This is a genomic window from Nitrosospira multiformis, from assembly GCF_900103165.1.
Lineage (GTDB): Bacteria > Pseudomonadota > Gammaproteobacteria > Burkholderiales > Nitrosomonadaceae > Nitrosospira > Nitrosospira multiformis_D.
The window spans coordinates 80,695-96,973 of sequence record NZ_FNKY01000001.1; the positions used below are offsets into that span (position 1 = coordinate 80,695).

The window sequence follows — 16,279 nt, forward strand, 5'->3', positions numbered from 1 at the left end:
ACGATTGCCAGCATATGGGTTGGGACGGTACTCATCCCATTTTTAGCTGCGGCAGCTACTTTCAGGGGGATTACCGTTCCAGCACAAGATATACCGGTCAGTTGAGGAGTTGCAAATCGATCTGGATGACTGGCTGCATTACTATAATCATGACCGAACCCATCAGGGCAAGATGTGTTGCGGGCGTACACCCATACAAACATTAATTGACGGAAAGGAGGTCTGGCACGATAAAATCACATTGCTGAACAATTGAATCTGATCTACAACCGCACCAGTCAAATCGGGTAACTGTCAGATGAAGTCGCGGCTACTACAGGTCATAACCCGGACTTTGCTGAAATACCCTTGGCACTATTACCGGGACACATCGATGCGTCAAACTATGTTCCGATCATGCTGATACGATTCAGGATTTCTGTTCTTTGCTGAATCCGTTTTTATCGTACTCCAAGACCTGACGAAATGAGCCTTGCCAAGACTAGATCACTACGCATTTTGGGTGGATTGGTGCGAAAGGTGCGAATTGAGTTTTCTCGTAAGATTGCGACAATAAAATACTTTCTGAAACACCCTGAAATTCTGCGCGGATACGCCTTATACGCACGAAAATTGGGTGTACTGAACTCTTTACGTCGCACAATCGAAATTGTTAAGCGGGGCGGCCTGCGCCAACCGCTTGCACCTACCGCCACACCAGCCAAACTCCTCTTGCGATCGACATCAAGACAATCGGTCATCATTCTTACTACTCCTCACTGTCTTTATCTGGCCCATGCCATCTCGGCCGCCTTGTCTCGAATTGGAATCGAAACCCAAATCATCAACGAGCGACCTGGTCATGGCTACAGCAATAACCTCCACTTTGTCATTTGCCCCCAAATGTTTGCACTGCTACCACCCTTCTACATCGCATTACAGATGGAGCAATCGGTCAGCTCACGCTGGTTTACCGATAAGTATCTGCGCATTTTAGAAAATTCGGTTGCTATACTCGATTACTCAACGATCAATATCAGCTTCCTCACGCTTAAGGGCCTGAGTCCGCGCCAAATCTACTATCTTCCGATAGGGTACATCGCTAATTATGAGCCCGAGCCTGATCTTACTTTGGAAGATTGTGATGTAATTTTTTATGGGGATGTAAAAAACAAGCGGCGACAGGGATTTCTGAAAGAGCTTAAGAAACATTGTCGCGTGAAAATTATTAATGACCTCTTTGGGGCACCCCTTCATGCTGCCTTGGCGCGCGCCCGCTTAGTTGTGAACATTCACTATTATGCCGGAGCACTGCTAGAAACCACCCGAATTTGGGAATGCCTATCGTTGAATAAGCTTGTTATCTCGGAACGTTCCAGCGACATGGATCAGCACAATGAACTGCTGCAGGTTATTGATTTCGTGGATATCGATGATATCTCGGGTATGGTTGGACGTGTGCGCTATTGGCTAGACAACGATGGCTTGCGTCGGCAGCGTATCTCTGAGAATCGCCTGTTGCTCCAAGAGCAGCCAAATCGATTCGATTACTTTTTCTACAGATTTCTATTGGCAACAGACAACATTACCTTTGAAGATTTTTGGCACCAGGCTGGTCACAAAGTTAAATTACCTAGTGACAAAATTTGCCTCACATTGCCCGAGTATGTTGAACGCAAGAATGAATTCAACAAAGATAATCACTTCGGTTTCTCATGCTTCCCAGGACTGCGGCACACTCAAAGTTGGCTGGGCTGCGCGATGAGTTATAAGTTGATGATCATGCTCGCACGCCAGCAGTGCTTGCCGCAAGTAACCATCTGCGAGGATGATGTCGATTTTCCTCCCGATTTTGCCTCGCGGTGGCAAGACATACAGCATCACTTGAACGATCAGAATTTGAATTGGGACATTTTCTCGGGGCTAATGGCCGATCTCAACAAGGATGTGCGTATCCTGGAAACTCACATCTATCAAGGTCACCACTTTGCCACTATCGATAAGTTAATCAGTACAGTTTTCGACGTCTACCACCAACGCGTATTCGACACTATCGCACAGTGGGATGAAACCAACCATGATGTAACAACCAACACTATTGATCGCTATCTTGAAAGACACGGATCCATAAAAGTATTGACCATTGAGCCCTTTCTGGTGGGACATAAGGAATCTCAACAATCCACCATCTGGGGCGTTGAAAACAGCCACTATACGGATCTGATCTTTGCCAGTAGTGAGTTATTAAGAGAAAAGATGCGGGCGTACAATACAGATACAAAATCTCCGTGATAATTTCGCTGAAATGCGGCGATAAACCAATTCCGCAGCCGGCGCTTTATTCAAGCGCCTACTTGTGGAATGTGGCATGCTGATCGCTCAGCCATCGTGCAAATAACTTGATGGCACTGGATGGCCGGGATTTTCAGGCTCGGCGCGTGAAGCATGAGCCGCTACGATACTGAAAATTGCGGTTGCTGGACAAGTGCCTGCTTCCTCGTAAAAAGAATCGCAAAGACAGATGAAAGATGCCAATGGTTATTGAGGTAGGTACTCACTCAGATAAATCCTCAGTCTCCGTCGTCATCGTAAATTACAACGCTGGGCAATTCCTGACAGCATGTATCGATTCAGCATTGGCACAGGTGTCACAGGTAAGTGAGGTGCTGGTGGTGGATAATGCCTCCACAGACTTGAGTCTTGAGCTTTGCACGGAACATTTTCCTGAGGAGCCGAAACTCAAGATTATTCGCAACACAACCAATTTCGGCTTTGCCGCGGCCTGCAATATCGGTATTGCCCGGGCCGCTGGCGCTTATGTGCTGTTCCTGAATCCTGACTGTGTTTTGAGTGCGGGTTCGTTACAACGCATGGTGCAAGTGCTGGAGACTAATCCGGACGCCGGGATGGTAGGCGGATTATTGATCAATGAGGATGGCACCGAGCAGGCGGGAGGGCGCCGTGCGGTTCCTACCCCTTGGCGTTCATTTGTTCGTGCCTTTGGGTTGTATCGGTTTGCGGAATATTGGCCCCGCGTGTTTTTTGATTTTCATCTGCATAAGCAGGCCTTGCCGCATCACCCGATCGAGGTGGAGGCGATTTCCGGCGCGCTGATGTTGGTGCGGCGGGAGGCAATCGAGGATGTTGGCCTTTGGGATGAGGGTTATTTTTTGCATTGTGAGGATTTTGACTGGTGCATGCGCTTTCGGCAGAAAGGGTGGAAAATCCTTTTCGTACCGGATGCTCCGGTTATGCACCATAAGGGAGTATGCAGCCGGTCTCGCCCCATCTTTGTGGAGTGGCACAAGCACAAGGGGATGATGCGGTTCTATCGCAAATTCTTCCGGCATCAGTATCCCGGCGTTTTGATGTGGCTGGTGGCGCTGGGGGTATGGTTGCGCTTTGCGGCTGTGGCCACCTATTACTTCACCCGCCGCATTGCAGGATCCGGGTAAAAATAATCGGCACTTTCTGTCTTCCTGGCCACTATAGGCGGACTGACTTTCTCAACTCAACCCTGACGTTTAGCGCTCAATGTCTGATCCTGCCTCTCCTCCCAAAGTTATCGTCACCGGGGCGACCAGTATCATTGGCCATTTCTTGTTGCCCCGGCTGGTGAATGCGGGTTACGAAGTGCATGCCATCAGCCGCAATTGCCGTGAGAATCCAGGCGCAACTGATAAGAAGGTATTCTGGCACCCGGTGGATATGACTCATCCGGAGCAATTACCCAGGGTCAACGCGCAGGCGCTCATTCATCTCGCCCCCCTTTGGCTGCTGCCACCGTTACTACCGGTTTTGAGTTCGCTTCAGATCAAGCGGGTAATCGGTTTCGGTTCAACCAGCCTGTTTAGCAAGGCTAGTTCTGCCGATGCGGGTGAACAACAGTTGGTAGCGCGCTTTGTTGCGGCGGAAGAAGCCATTACGCGTCTAGGCAGCGCTCTGGAAATGAATTGGACAGTATTTCGTCCAACGCTGGTTTACGATTGTGTGCACGATAAGAATATCGCAGTGATCGCACGCTTTATTCAGAACTATAGTTTTTTTCCATTATTGGGGGAAGCCTCGGGATTACGGCAACCGGTACATGCCGATGATCTGGCGGAGGCGTGCATCATGGCGCTTAATCAGCCGGTTACGTTCTGTAGGGCATATAACGTGAGCGGTGGTGAGACGTTAAGTTACCGTCAGATGGTCGAAAGAATTTTTAGTTCACTTGGTAAGCCTGCACGTTTTCTGATTATCCCCGCATGGCTGTTTCGTGGTGCGATACGTGTCATCATGCTGCTGCCCGGCAAGCGGAACATGACACCGGAAATGGCGATGCGCATGAATATCGATCTGTGTTTTGATCACGCTGATGCGACACGGGATTTCGGGTTTTTACCGAGGCTGTTTTTGCCGTATTGTGAAGATCCAAAGTAATGATCTAGCCAGGGCTGCGAGCCGAATGATGGGTTGCGCTGCGCTCCACCCATCCTACAAGAAACGGTATGGAGGCATAATTGCAAACATATATAAGCACCTAAGGTAGCAGGTGTAGATTGAGGGTCCGCGCTTCACCCCAACCTACACCTGCCGCAGATTACCGGAAAGTAGCGGGAAAAACTCTATATGGATATTATCATCCCCGAAAACGAGATCGAGATAACTGCGATTCGGGCGCAGGGATCTGGCGGGCAAAATGTAAACAAGGTATCGAGCGCGATTCATCTGCGCTTTGATATCGGCATGTCATCGCTGCCCGAGATTTACAAAGAGCGGTTGCTGAAACTGAGTGACCAGCGCATTACTAAGGAAGGCGTTATCGTTATCAAGGCACAGCGGTACCGTAGCCAGGAGAAAAACCGCGAGGAGGCACTGGGGCGTCTATATGAGCTTATCGATAGCGCAACCAAGGTACCCCGGATACGTAAACCGACCAAACCGACTCGTAGTTCGCAAGCAAAGAGGCTCGACAGCAAAATACAGCGGGGGCAGCTTAAGACTACGAGAAAAAAATTACTGACCGAACTTGGTCCGGATAGGTCGTGACGGCAAGCAGGCAATTTACCCCGCGAATGAGCGAGTAGGCCTCTACGAACATCCGCCTTTAACCGGTTGGCTCCAGCGACCCCGCCTGCGAGTTTGCCGGATGTGCAACCGGACTCCCAGGTTTTTGTACGCTCTTTTCCGCAACCGATGCGCTTTTCGCACCCTGAAAGACAACGGAAAAGGCTGTTCCCATGTTGGGTTCGCTGGAAATCTTGATTTGCAGTTTGTTATTTTCCGCAACGGTTTTTACGATCGACAATCCTATCCCGCTGGATGTTCTATTGTGGAGCACGGCTCTGGGCGTATAAAAATATTCATCAAAAATATGCGGCAAGTCTTTTTCTCCGATTCCAATCCCATGATCGGTGACCGTTACCACAGTGGATAAGCTTTGCCTGTCGACAACCGATGTGATCTCTACCGACGCCCCATCGTATGAATAAGCGATGGCATTTGAAATGATATTCTCGAAGAGAATTTCAAGCTGATTGCGAATACCTTCGACTACGAAATCCTCAATCGATACTTTGATGTCGATGTGCCGTGAACTGGCGATGGGATTCAATTTGTCGATGCACTTGCAGATTACCGCCTCTATATTGACATGCTCCCGCGCATTTTCACTCCGGGCCGCTGCTTTCAATCGTTCAAGTTTGAGTACATCCAGAATCAGGCCTGCCATACCGGAAGCACGATTATCTATTTTTAGTATGACGTCTTTTATTTCAGGCGAAACTTCTCCGCAATAATCGCCCTTTATCAAATTAATTTTACTGCGAATCGCATCGAGTGGCGCCTTGAGCTGATGTGTCATCAGAACCGCGTACCGGTCCTTCTCAACCTGAGCCCGGCTGATCTGTTCGTAAGCATCCAGGAGCTGGCGTTCGCGTGTCCGCACAACGATAGCGAGCCGTGAAACCACATACCAGACAATGACAAGCAGCACATCAAGGGTAAACATCCATGAAAGGACATCGATTTTGTGGAGATTTATGCCGGATGTGCCGGATGTGCCGGGACCGATCAGTACGGATTGGGGGGAGAGAAAAAGAAGGGGGGTTTCTATCACTAAAACGATTGCATACATGACGCAAACCAGAATCGCCACGATCAGACTTTCCATTGCCGAGAAAAAAATACACGATAAGGCAATGTGCAGCACATAAAAAAATGGGGCTGGTGTTGCGATACTGCCAACAAAATGCACGACAACCGAGAGGCACAGAAGATCGATAATAATCTGCGCCCAGATATTTATCGACGGAGAGTTATACTTGGATTGCCGGCGGGAATCTAAAGCATAGATGCAAACAATGTTGGCAATGCATAATACCAAAGTGATAGCGAGCGGCCATCCTTGTTGATGAGTGATGCCTGCTTCGGTAAGCGTATCTGAAGCAATAACGGCTACTATCTGAAAAAGGATGAGAATGCCAATCACACCCCATCGAAAAATAATAAACCATCGGGCGTTGCCGATTAATACTTCATCGCTAAGCTTCGAGCCCGTCACCCCGATATTGGAGAACGCGAAGCGATTCCTGGATGTATCCCAGGAAAATTCGGCAAGAGCCATGGTTAAATTCTCGAGGAAGTATCCACTTTAAACCTTTGCGTTATTTGCATTGTCCAGACGGCTGCGAATAATCGATAAGAAACTAGCCGGTTCAACTGGCTTTTCCACGATCAAAATCCATTCGTCGGATACACCTGTAAAATAAGGACGGATCTCTTCCCCGAGAGAAGTCATGAATATCATGTGAAGTTGTGGAAGGCGTTTCCGGATTTCGACAAAAGCCTCCAAACCGGCATCCATGGTTTCCACCATCACATCGAGAATTGCCAGATCCGGGGGATTTTCCGATTCCCGCAGGGATTCCAAAAAATCTCCCATTGTCTGGTAGCTATCAACTATATATCCATTGGCACTCAGGATACGCTTGACCGTATCCCGGATATCCGGATCGTCATCGACATGGGCAATCCGTTGTTTCGCACAATCTTCTTTTGCGAGTACGGAATTCGACTGCTGACCCGCCAGTTTGCCTGGTTCTGGATGTTGGATAGTTGCATGCATTTTAGTCTTCTCCGTTTCTGTTATATACATATAGAAATACCCTATCATCAACAGGGTAATATAGTATGTGTGATGACAATGTCAGGCGCAAGTTAAGAATTCGTCAAGATTGCGGCCAGTCAAGAATTAAATGATGCCAGAAGCCGCGCCATATATCGTGTTGCGACCCTTTTCAGCGTACCGGCGAGCAAACCGTAGGGCAATGAAATGGACTCCTCCTTCTGTTGACTGTTTGTCGAAATTACAGTCTGGCACACTTCGATGCCGCCAGGAGGGAGGAGTCCATTTCATTGCCCTACATACCAATTTTCCGTGGCGCTATGTCAAAATACGTTTCAGCCAATCACCGATATCGGCTATTTCGTCTGCACAAACAGAATGCGCCATCGGATATTCGTGCCACTCCATGGCGTAGCCTGATTCGTGCAGTTGCCGACTTGCAGCCGCCGCCAGTGTCATGGGTACGACGTTGTCGGCACTGCCGTGTGCCATGAAAATTGATATGCCGGCATTGGCTCGATGCGCCTCCGCTGCGAGCATTTGTGACGCCGGCAAATAACACGATAGCGCCATGATGCCGGCGAGTTCTTCCGGATAGCGCAGACCGGTATGCAGCGCCATGGCTCCGCCTTGGGAAAAGCCCGCCAGGACGACATTTCCCGGCTCGATACCGCGGTGCAGTTCGCGGTCAATCAGCGCTTCGATTGCCCGTTGAGAATCGCGCAAACTTGTCATCTCTTCACGAACACCGGAATGTGGATCGACTACGTCATAGTCGTGCCATGCGCGCATCACTAAGCCCCGGTTAATGCTCACCGGCCGCATGGGCGCGTGCGGGAACAAAAAGCGAATGTGGAGACTGGAAGGCAACCCGAGTTCGTCCACGATGGGAACAAAATCGTTGCCATCGGCTCCGAGACCATGCATCCATAAGATGGTGTGGGTGGGGTGAACTCCGGTTTCGAGTTCGATGGCGGGAAGCAGCTCGGCGGAAAGAGTAGTCATTGATAAAAAAGGGATTTGAAATAAGAGTTGAAAATGTGGGTTGACTTAGCCGAAAGGCAGGATTAGATTCGCGCTTTCGATTGTTAAGATTGCACCAGAATTGCGGGGAAAGGTCATGAAGCGTAGGGATTTTATCAAACTAGCAGGGGTCGGTGGGGTGAGCGCCGCATTATTTCCTATTTCGTCATCCGTATTCGGTCAGCAAGCTGTTCGGCCGCGATCGCGCAGTTACCGTCTGACCTATAAAGTCGACCTTCCTAATGAGGGAAAAAAGGCGCGTCTATGGCTGCCGCTACCGGATACCAATGACACCGCCCATCAGTTTTCCCAAGGTAGCGTATGGAGCGGTAATGCGGACATCGCCAGGTTTGACAATATTCCGGGAACGACGTCGCCCATGTTTTATGCTGAGTGGCGCGGCACTGGTCCGCGCAATGTTTCGGTAAGCAGCGTTATAAAGACTACTGATCGGGTTGTCGATTTGCGTCACTATACCGAAAGTGGCACGGCCAGCGTCCCGGCGGAAGTGAAGCGTTATCTGCAACCGACCAAGCATATTCCGCTGGATGGTATCGTGCGTAAGACCGCCTTATCCATCGTCAAAGAGGCCAATGCCCAAACGCCGCTGAAGAAAGCGCAGGCGGTATACGATTGGGTGGTGGAGAACTCCTATCGTGATCCGGCAACGCGGGGCTGTGGGCGGGGCGACATCAAATCCATGCTGGAATCCGGCAATCTGGGCGGAAAATGCGCCGACCTCAATGCTCTGTTTGTTGGACTCACGCGGGCTGCCGGTGTTCCCGCCCGGGATAACTATGGAATTCGCATCGATGAGTCCGCAACGCATAAAACGCTTGGCCAATCAGGCGATGTCTCCACCGCTCAGCACTGCCGTCCCGAATTTTATCTTGCCGGTCTGGGATGGGTGCCCGTGGACCCCGCTGATGTGCGCCAACTGGCGCTGGATGAAGATTTACCCATTACCAATCCGCGCGTGGCCGCGCTGCGTGAGAAATTGTTTGGTGCCTGGGAAATGAATTGGGTGGCGTTTAATCATGGCAGAGATATCACCCTGGCGAAAGATAGTATATTGGGCGAACTCCCGTTTTTCATGTACCCCCAGGCCGAGGTTGCCGGTCATCTACAGGATAGCCTCGAGCCGGCGGCATTCGTTTACAAGATTGTTTCGTCGGAATTGGTCGGCACCGGCGTCAAATTCTAGCCATTGGATAGCCAGGTAGGATGGGTGGAGCGTAGCGCAACCCATCATTTGGCTTTTTATTCCATACCACCGGGATTGTAATCCGGTAAATCGCGTGAAAATGGTGTCTTGATGCGCCAGTGGCCGGAGTACCGGCAGCGCATTATCGGGTTTTGATGGGTTACGCTGGGCTCCACTCATCCTACGTTAGTCACAACGGTGTTTCCGGGCAGGATACAAGACGTAACGGATATAGCGATCCCTCAAACACCCGTTATTCATTTGCTACCACGTCGTCTATATCGATCTTTCCGGATTCTTCCGGAATAATTTTCTGCAACTCTTGAAATAGCGCACGAAAACTCCTGGGCGGCTTATTCGCGAGTTTTTCCTTGTGGGCGTTGCGCGCAAGAGCGCGCAGATGCTGCAAGTCAGCGTCAGGATACTTTCGTGCAAGCTCGGCGAAAACCTGCTCATCCGCGAGCAGCCGGTTTCGCCAGCGTTCCAGCAGGTGAAGCCGTGCGGTATGTTGCAGGGTTACGCCGCTCCATAAATCAAACTTTTCTAAAATTGGAGCAGCATCAACGTCACGCATCAATTTGCCGATATATTGCATCTGCCGGCGGCGGGCTTCATGTTTATGTATCCGTCTGGCCTCGAGTATGGCGTCTGTTAGCGTTTCCGGCAAGGCGAGTTCGGTCAGCCGCTTGAGATCGAGCTGCACCAATTGTTCGCCAATGTCCTGCAGGGCATGCATTTCTTGCTTGCGGCGGGTCTTGCTGGGCAAGAGATCCGGCTCGGAATTCTGCCCGGAATCCTTGATTGGATTTTTTTGCATAGCGGTAATGTGGCAATCAGAAACTGCTATCATAGCGTCATTCAACGCATTATCCTAAGTCCGGCAGGTGGACAGGGTGGAGTGTATGGTTTTTTGGGTGCGGGGCAAGGCGCCACGACGCGGAATGCTCGGTCCATTCCAGGGAGTTGCAGCGTAGCCATGTGCCGCAAAAAAATCCTGTCGAACTTGTTTCTTGCCCGGAAAATTATGTGCCGCTCGATAATCAATCCGATATTACTTCCGTGAAGCTCCGCCATGAATGAGAATACCAAATCTTCGCCACATTTTTCCTATCCTTTTACCATGCTCCAGAATATTGCACGTGATGTGCTGGATCATGCCAGGAAGGGCGGCGCTACCGCCTGCGAAACCGATGTCTCGGATGGATTCGGCCAGAATGTCACAGTACGCCGGGGTGAGGTGGAAACCATTGAATACAACCGGGATAAAGGGTTGTCGGTAACGGTTTATATTGGCCAGAAACGTGGTCATGCGAGTACATCAGATTTTTCACCCCAGGCTGTAAACGACACCGTGGCGGCGGCGCTGTCCATCGCGGGGCACACCGCGGCGGATGATTGCGCTGGATTGGCCGATGCCGATTTATTGGCGCGGGAGTTTCCTGATCTCGATTTGTATTTCCCATGGGAATTGCCGGTGGAGCAGGCAATCCAGCTCGCTCAGGCCTGTGAAGCCGCAGCCTTTGCGGTTGACAAGCGTATCACCAACTCCGAAGGAGCGAGTGTTTCATTGAATGAATCGCAGTTTGTCCATGCGAATAGTCTCGGTTTCATGGGCGGTTATCCTTCCTCTCGCCATAGTATCAGTTGTGCGGTCATCGCAAGTCAGGATGAAGCCATGCAGCGCGATTATTGGTATAGCACGGTGCGTGACGCCGCCGATCTGGAGCAGGCCGATAGTGTCGGCAAAAAAGCCGGGATGCGCAGTGTCGCGCGCCTGGGTGCAAGGAAGATCGCCACCTGTGAAGTACCTGTGCTGTTCGAAGCGCCGATTGCCTCCAGTCTGATAGGACATTTTGTTGGCGCCGTGAGCGGTGGCAGCCTTTACCGGAAGTCGTCGTTCCTGCTGGAGAGCGTTGGCAAACAGGTATTTGCGCCGGATATACAGATCCGCGAATTGCCCCATTTGAAAAAAGGGTTGGCGAGCGGAGCGTTCGATGATGAGGGTGTTGCCACCCATGAACGTAAGCTGATAGAAAATGGTGTGGTACAAGGCTATTTTCTCAGCAGCTATTCCGCTCGCAAGCTTGGGTTACGCACCACGGGTAATGCGGGTGGCAATCATAATCTGATTCTCGATAATGGCGCTGCCCTGGAATTTTCCGCGTTACTCAAGAAAATGGGAAGAGGACTGCTGGTGACCGAATTGCTTGGCCATGGCGTGAACCCTGTTACTGGAGACTATTCCCGTGGAGCCGCCGGCTATTGGGTAGAAGGGGGGGAAATCTGCTATGCGGTTGAGGAAATCACGATCGCCGGTAACCTCAAAGATATGCTGCTTGGCATTTCCGCAGTAGGTAACGATGTGATAGTACGGGGTTCCAAGCAGTGCGGATCGCTGCTGGTAGACAGGATGACAGTGGCGGGCGGCTAAAAAGGCTCGGTACAGGACGCCGCCATTCTCCCCGAATTGAATTTCGCGCATATCGCCACTGTTCTCTCGTCAGGGTTTTCGCGTTGATCCGGCAGCGCCCATTATCAGAACTTCGCTCCGCTTTCGTGCTTCACCTCGTCCAATAGCGGATTCAGGATGATCCAAAATCTACATTTGCTTGTTCCTTCCCTCTTCTGGCCAGATACGTCGCTGCCCGAAATTTACCGCGATTTACCGTTGCCCGGGCTGGAAAATCTGCTGGCAAAGAGTTTGTGCACTGAGGATCAGCCCCAGGAAATCGAGGCGTGGCTTTGCCGCGCTTTCGGCGTGTCAAAACAGCGGGATTGGCCGGTGGCGCCCATTACCCTGGAAGGCGATGGTGCGGGAAGCTTAAAAGCCAGAAGCGATTACTGGATTCGTGCCGATCCCGTGCATCTGCGCATCGAACGTGATCAAATCCTGCTGGCTGACAGCCGCGTGTTTCGTATTTCTACGGAAGAAGCGGATCAACTCACCCGTTTACTTAACCGGCATTTTGAAGAAAATGGTCAGGAGATGGTATTTGTGCCGCTACAGCCTGATCGCTGGTATTTGCGATTAACGGCAACACCACCGGCAGAAACGCATTTGCTCAGCGAGGTCGCTAATAAAGGGCTCGGCGAGCTATTGCCATTCGGCACGAACAATACAGTCTGGCGCGGACTTTTCAACGAAATTCAGATGCTGCTGCATGAGCATCCGCTCAACCAGTCACGCGAGGCGCGCGGCGAACCGGCCATTAACGGCACCTGGTTCTGGGGCGGCGGAATCATGCCGCAATCAATGGCCAGCCCCTATACTCATGTATGGAGCAATGATGTGCTTGCCGCTTCCCTCGCAATGACGTCCGGCGCTAACCAAATACGGCTGTCGCCGGATGCGGCAACGTGGCATCAATCCGCCATGCCCGGCAATCATCTGGTCGTACTCGACTCCCTGCATGGGAAAGCCCAGTATGCGGATGCCTACGGTTGGCGTGAGAGTTTAAAAGAACTGGAGCGCAGCTGGTTCGCACCCTTATGGACAATGTGCGGGCAAGGCAAATTCGATCAGTTGACACTCACAGACACCGGTGGCCGCAATACACAAAATTTTGCCCTGAAACGGGGTGATCCGAGAAAATTCTGGCGTAGAACGAAGCCACTTTCCAGTTATGTTCGATGAGGTTGGCAAGCCGGAAGAAAGTAAGACTCTCCATCAGCCCCGCGTCCCTGCCTCTTACCCGCCTCCTCACCCCATCCTGACCAACTACCAGACTTGGGTTAAAAGATTTCCCCATCATTCATAAAAATCTCTTGCCACCCTGTATAAATCCTTGCCACAGTATATACTTTGCGTAAATAGCTATTTTGGTCTATTCATTCGGACGAATAGTCATTTTATGGACGCGCTGAATCGGGGTATGATCCACTAACAGATGGTTAAAAATTATTGGGATTTCTGTAACAGGCCTGTAATTAACATCTTGTATGATGGGAAGTTTTGATAGAATTCCCCGATTGATGAAATGGTTTGATGGGGTTCTCTAGGGGACATGGGAGAATAAATCATGAAAGGGAAGCATCATGACTGATATAAGCCTGTTCGAATCGTTGCTAAACTGCAGCACAGTGGAAGAATTGCATACCAATACGACGGCCATCATCGGCCAGATGGGATTTGAACATTTTCTTTACGGGGTACAGGTGAACACTTCGCTCACTCGTCCCTATCGATTCATCCTCAGTTGTTATCCGGAAGCATGGCGTAAGCATTATGATGATGAGGAGGGCTATGCCAGTATCGACCCGACCGTATCGCACTGCGCCAGAACCGCCATTCCCGTTATCTGGAAGAACGAGGTTTTCAAGGGACGCAAGGAAGCCAGGGTAAGGAGCGAAGCCAAGGATTCCGGTCTGGTGAGCGGCGCCAGCTTCTCTGTCCATGGGGGGCGCGGTGAAGCCGCGATGCTGAGCCTTGCCACCTCACGGGAATCCCGCGAAGCGCAGGATGACATTGTGGCGATGATGGGCAAGGCTCAACTGTTAACCTGTTATCTGCACGAGGCGGTACAGCGTATTGTACTTAGCCAGGGTCCCCTGCCCCTGAAGCAAATCACGCTGACGGAACGGGAAAGGGAATGCTTGTTATGGGCGGCGGAAGGCAAAACGGGCTGGGAGATCGCCAACATCGTCAGCATCTCGGAGCGTACAGTGACTTTTCATCTCCAGAACGCGGCGCAGAAAATGGGCGTGGTCAACCGTCAGCAAGCAATCTCGCGTGCACTCTCGATGGGACTTATCGCACCCTGTACTATTGCATGAAGCCGCACTGGCCGCGAACAACGGCTGGTACAAATAAACGATAGCATTACTGCTCCACCTTAAGCTCCAACGGCTCTGTCCTCAGTTCCACCATTACCGGAGCATGATCGGAAGGCCGCTCAAGCTTGCGCGTTATCTTATCGATGACGCATGCGGTGCATAGTTCCGCAAGCGCATCACTCAACAGAATATGGTCTATTCGCAGGCCCATATTACGGCGAAAGGCCATCATGCGATAATCCCACCATGTGTATGATTTTTCCGGCTGGTCGAACAAACGGAAGCTGTCCAGAAGGCCCAGGTTAAGTATTTCGCGAAACGCCTCGCGCTCCGGCAGACTGAACAGAACTTGTCCTTCCCATAATTTCGGGTCATGCACATCGCAGTCTTCCGGCGCGATGTTGAAGTCACCCAACAGCACCAGTTTCTGGTGTTTGTTCAACATATCCCTTAACCAGCCATTGAGGGCGGCCAGCCATTTCAACTTGTACTGATACTTTTCCGACTCGATGCTTTCCCCATTGGGGACATAAATGCAAATGACTCGTATATCCCCGTAAATCGCCGATAGAACGCGTTTCTGAGGGTCATCGAAACCGGGCATGGCTGTGATAACTTCAGTGCCCGGTTGCTTACTGAGCAAGGCGACGCCGTTGTATGTTTTTTGACCGGTATAGACTGTCTGATATCCTGCCGCCGCAATGGCCGTCGTTGGAAAATTCTCATCCTGCAGCTTGGTTTCCTGCAGACACAATACATCGGGCTGATTTATCGCCAGCCAATCAAGAACCTGGGGAAGGCGAACTTTAAGGGAGTTGACATTCCATGTGGCAATTTTCATATTGTCTGTAATTTCTTCGCTGGATCGATGCAAACTGCTTACGCTTGACTCGCTCGCTGAGACTACCGCTAACGGCCATCAGGACTTCGCTCAAGATATTAATCTCGGAGGCCATTCTCCCATGGGGTGGATGCTTATTTCAAGGGCTCAGGAAGTTGGGAGGATTCCTTTTGCAAAGATTTGGCAAGCACCTGCCAATTCATTCCGGCAAAACGTGCTTTAAAAAATAATTTAACATCAATAATTTATACAAGATGCAGGCATTTATATGCCGGATAATATTATCCAGGCACTGAAAGCAATAAGGAAGAACCTGATCTCATAGCCTCAGAAGCTCCATGTGTCTTTCTCCGCCGGCGACGCTATTACGTTTGAACCAGGTGAATACGATAGTAAGCACCAATACTGAATAGTTACACATTTATGTTGTGCTATTATGGACATGGATGTGTCGCAAAATGCTTCCCTCTTCTCAAGGAGGAAAGGGGGGTTCATATCCAGCCGCCGCTGTTAATCACTTGCGTAGCTCCCACCTGCACCTGAAACATGCCGAACCGGCACGGGTGCCGATGCGAGTAAGTGCTCTGTCGATACTTTGGACAATCTTTATATCTGAACAAAGGCATAGTTACAATGACCACTCCACGCGATTCAGAATTTGGCATAGCCGACTGGCAACGACTTTTGCGCTCGATTGGCGAAGATCCTGAACGCCAGGGCCTGAGCGAAACACCAAATCGGGTTGCCCGCGCCTGGGCGCATTGGATGCGGGGTTATAAGCAAGACCCGGCCACGATTCTCAAGACATTCGCCGATGGGGGTGAATGCTACGATGAACTGATTGTTGTCAGGCAGATACCGGTTTACTCGCATTGTGAGCACCATTTGGCACCCTTCTTCGGTCATGCAACCGTTGGCTATCTTCCGAGCGGGCATATTGTTGGGCTATCGAAATTGACGCGGCTGGTCAACTGCTTTGCCGCACGGCTACAGGTGCAGGAACGCCTGACCCAACAGATTGCGCAGTCCCTGCTTGAGCATCTGCAACCTAAGGCAGTCGGTGTGATAATCCGGTGTCGTCACATGTGCATGGAGTCGCGAGGGATCGCAGTTGCAGGCGAAGAAACGGTCACGTCTTCGATGCTGGGTGATCTAAAGACGAACGCCGCTCAGAGAGCGGAGTTTTTAGCATTGGCAGAATAACAAACAGTCCGCTGGCTACCCAATAACCACTTGTTAAGCCTCTTTACCTGACATTCCTTTGCAATAATATATAAGTACACTTGCTCATATATTTTTGGCTTATATCCAGCATAAAGATTGAATATGCAGAATCGATGCCTGGTTC

At 50.7% G+C, this 16,279-nt stretch carries 14 protein-coding genes and 1 pseudogene; 10 read left to right on the top strand and 5 right to left on the bottom strand.

Translation table 11 applies throughout. The features are described from left to right. Positions 1 to 76: 76 nt before the first annotated feature. From BLR00_RS15945 to arfB, 5 genes and pseudogenes are all read left to right on the top strand, one after another. Positions 77 to 256: pseudogene (locus BLR00_RS15945) on the top strand (IS3 family transposase); the annotation flags it as partial. Positions 257 to 465: 209 nt separating this feature from the next. After that, positions 466 to 2,271: a glycosyltransferase gene (locus BLR00_RS00350; protein ID WP_107878332.1), complete on the top strand. Its 1,806-nt coding sequence runs from the start codon at positions 466 to 468 to the stop codon at positions 2,269 to 2,271. A gap of 242 nt (positions 2,272 to 2,513) precedes the next feature. Further along, a complete protein-coding gene (locus BLR00_RS00355) occupies positions 2,514 to 3,434 on the top strand; it encodes a glycosyltransferase family 2 protein (protein WP_074630290.1) in 921 nt (306 codons plus the stop codon). 79 nt (positions 3,435 to 3,513) lie between these two features. Continuing rightward, positions 3,514 to 4,404, top strand: a complete 891-nt coding sequence (locus tag BLR00_RS00360) for an NAD-dependent epimerase/dehydratase family protein (protein WP_074630291.1) — start codon at positions 3,514 to 3,516, stop codon at positions 4,402 to 4,404. 189 nt (positions 4,405 to 4,593) lie between these two features. Then, entirely contained in the window at positions 4,594 to 5,013 is a 420-nt protein-coding gene (gene arfB, locus BLR00_RS00365) for an alternative ribosome rescue aminoacyl-tRNA hydrolase ArfB (RefSeq protein WP_074630292.1), read from the top strand. Between the two features lie 58 nt (positions 5,014 to 5,071). Here the strand turns inward: arfB and BLR00_RS00370 are convergent, their stop codons facing one another. The 3 genes from BLR00_RS00370 to BLR00_RS00380 all read right to left on the bottom strand — a co-directional run bounded on the left by BLR00_RS00370 (position 5,072) and on the right by BLR00_RS00380 (position 8,095). Then, positions 5,072 to 6,589 carry a sensor histidine kinase gene (locus tag BLR00_RS00370; RefSeq protein WP_074630293.1) on the bottom strand — a complete coding sequence of 506 codons (1,518 nt, stop codon included), beginning with the start codon at positions 6,587 to 6,589 and terminating at the stop codon, positions 5,072 to 5,074. Positions 6,590 to 6,616: 27 nt separating this feature from the next. Continuing rightward, complete coding sequence (locus BLR00_RS00375; protein WP_074630294.1) at positions 6,617 to 7,090, bottom strand: response regulator transcription factor; 474 nt, start codon at positions 7,088 to 7,090, stop codon at positions 6,617 to 6,619. Positions 7,091 to 7,408: 318 nt separating this feature from the next. Beyond that, on the bottom strand, positions 7,409 to 8,095 hold the full coding sequence (locus BLR00_RS00380; protein WP_074630295.1) for an alpha/beta hydrolase: 687 nt from the start codon (positions 8,093 to 8,095) through the stop codon (positions 7,409 to 7,411). Between the two features lie 115 nt (positions 8,096 to 8,210). Here BLR00_RS00380 and BLR00_RS00385 point away from each other — a divergent pair, with 115 nt between their 5' ends. After that, on the top strand, positions 8,211 to 9,317 hold the full coding sequence (locus BLR00_RS00385) for a transglutaminase-like domain-containing protein (RefSeq protein ID WP_074630296.1): 1,107 nt from the start codon (positions 8,211 to 8,213) through the stop codon (positions 9,315 to 9,317). Positions 9,318 to 9,570: 253 nt separating this feature from the next. Here the strand turns inward: BLR00_RS00385 and yjgA are convergent, their stop codons facing one another. After that, positions 9,571 to 10,134 (bottom strand): ribosome biogenesis factor YjgA, encoded by a 564-nt coding sequence (gene yjgA, locus BLR00_RS00390; protein WP_074634050.1) that lies wholly within the window; start codon positions 10,132 to 10,134, stop codon positions 9,571 to 9,573. 255 nt (positions 10,135 to 10,389) lie between these two features. Between yjgA and pmbA the strand changes: the two genes are divergently transcribed. The 3 genes from pmbA to BLR00_RS00410 all read left to right on the top strand — a co-directional run bounded on the left by pmbA (position 10,390) and on the right by BLR00_RS00410 (position 14,090). After that, the gene (pmbA, locus tag BLR00_RS00400; RefSeq protein WP_074630298.1) at positions 10,390 to 11,748 is read left to right on the top strand and encodes a metalloprotease PmbA; all 1,359 of its coding nucleotides are present in this window, start codon (positions 10,390 to 10,392) and stop codon (positions 11,746 to 11,748) included. Positions 11,749 to 11,904: 156 nt separating this feature from the next. Next, the gene (locus BLR00_RS00405) at positions 11,905 to 12,951 is read left to right on the top strand and encodes a phosphoglycerate mutase (protein ID WP_074630299.1); all 1,047 of its coding nucleotides are present in this window, start codon (positions 11,905 to 11,907) and stop codon (positions 12,949 to 12,951) included. Positions 12,952 to 13,352: 401 nt separating this feature from the next. Beyond that, complete coding sequence (locus BLR00_RS00410; protein WP_074630300.1) at positions 13,353 to 14,090, top strand: helix-turn-helix transcriptional regulator; 738 nt, start codon at positions 13,353 to 13,355, stop codon at positions 14,088 to 14,090. Positions 14,091 to 14,136: 46 nt separating this feature from the next. Here BLR00_RS00410 and xth read toward each other — a convergent pair whose 3' ends face one another. After that, positions 14,137 to 14,931, bottom strand: a complete 795-nt coding sequence (gene xth, locus BLR00_RS00415) for an exodeoxyribonuclease III (RefSeq protein WP_074630301.1) — start codon at positions 14,929 to 14,931, stop codon at positions 14,137 to 14,139. Positions 14,932 to 15,564: 633 nt separating this feature from the next. On the opposite strand from xth, the gene folE reads away from it, so the two are divergent. Further along, positions 15,565 to 16,134: a GTP cyclohydrolase I FolE gene (gene folE / locus BLR00_RS00425; protein ID WP_074630303.1), complete on the top strand. Its 570-nt coding sequence runs from the start codon at positions 15,565 to 15,567 to the stop codon at positions 16,132 to 16,134. The last annotated feature ends 145 nt before the right edge of the window (positions 16,135 to 16,279 follow it).

Bases quoted from the DNA above. Each gene is read 5' to 3' on its own strand.
- BLR00_RS00350 (WP_107878332.1), top strand. From the start codon at position 466: ATGAGCCTTGCCAAGACTAGATCACTACGCATTTTGGGTGGATTGGTG.
- BLR00_RS00355 (WP_074630290.1), top strand. From the start codon at position 2,514: ATGGTTATTGAGGTAGGTACTCACTCAGATAAATCCTCAGTCTCCGTC.
- BLR00_RS00360 (WP_074630291.1), top strand. From the start codon at position 3,514: ATGTCTGATCCTGCCTCTCCTCCCAAAGTTATCGTCACCGGGGCGACC.
- arfB (WP_074630292.1), top strand. From the start codon at position 4,594: ATGGATATTATCATCCCCGAAAACGAGATCGAGATAACTGCGATTCGG.
- BLR00_RS00370 (WP_074630293.1), bottom strand. From the start codon at position 6,589: ATGGCTCTTGCCGAATTTTCCTGGGATACATCCAGGAATCGCTTCGCG.
- BLR00_RS00375 (WP_074630294.1), bottom strand. From the start codon at position 7,090: ATGCATGCAACTATCCAACATCCAGAACCAGGCAAACTGGCGGGTCAG.
- BLR00_RS00380 (WP_074630295.1), bottom strand. From the start codon at position 8,095: ATGACTACTCTTTCCGCCGAGCTGCTTCCCGCCATCGAACTCGAAACC.
- BLR00_RS00385 (WP_074630296.1), top strand. From the start codon at position 8,211: ATGAAGCGTAGGGATTTTATCAAACTAGCAGGGGTCGGTGGGGTGAGC.
- yjgA (WP_074634050.1), bottom strand. From the start codon at position 10,134: ATGCAAAAAAATCCAATCAAGGATTCCGGGCAGAATTCCGAGCCGGAT.
- pmbA (WP_074630298.1), top strand. From the start codon at position 10,390: ATGAATGAGAATACCAAATCTTCGCCACATTTTTCCTATCCTTTTACC.
- BLR00_RS00405 (WP_074630299.1), top strand. From the start codon at position 11,905: ATGATCCAAAATCTACATTTGCTTGTTCCTTCCCTCTTCTGGCCAGAT.
- BLR00_RS00410 (WP_074630300.1), top strand. From the start codon at position 13,353: ATGACTGATATAAGCCTGTTCGAATCGTTGCTAAACTGCAGCACAGTG.
- xth (WP_074630301.1), bottom strand. From the start codon at position 14,931: ATGAAAATTGCCACATGGAATGTCAACTCCCTTAAAGTTCGCCTTCCC.
- folE (WP_074630303.1), top strand. From the start codon at position 15,565: ATGACCACTCCACGCGATTCAGAATTTGGCATAGCCGACTGGCAACGA.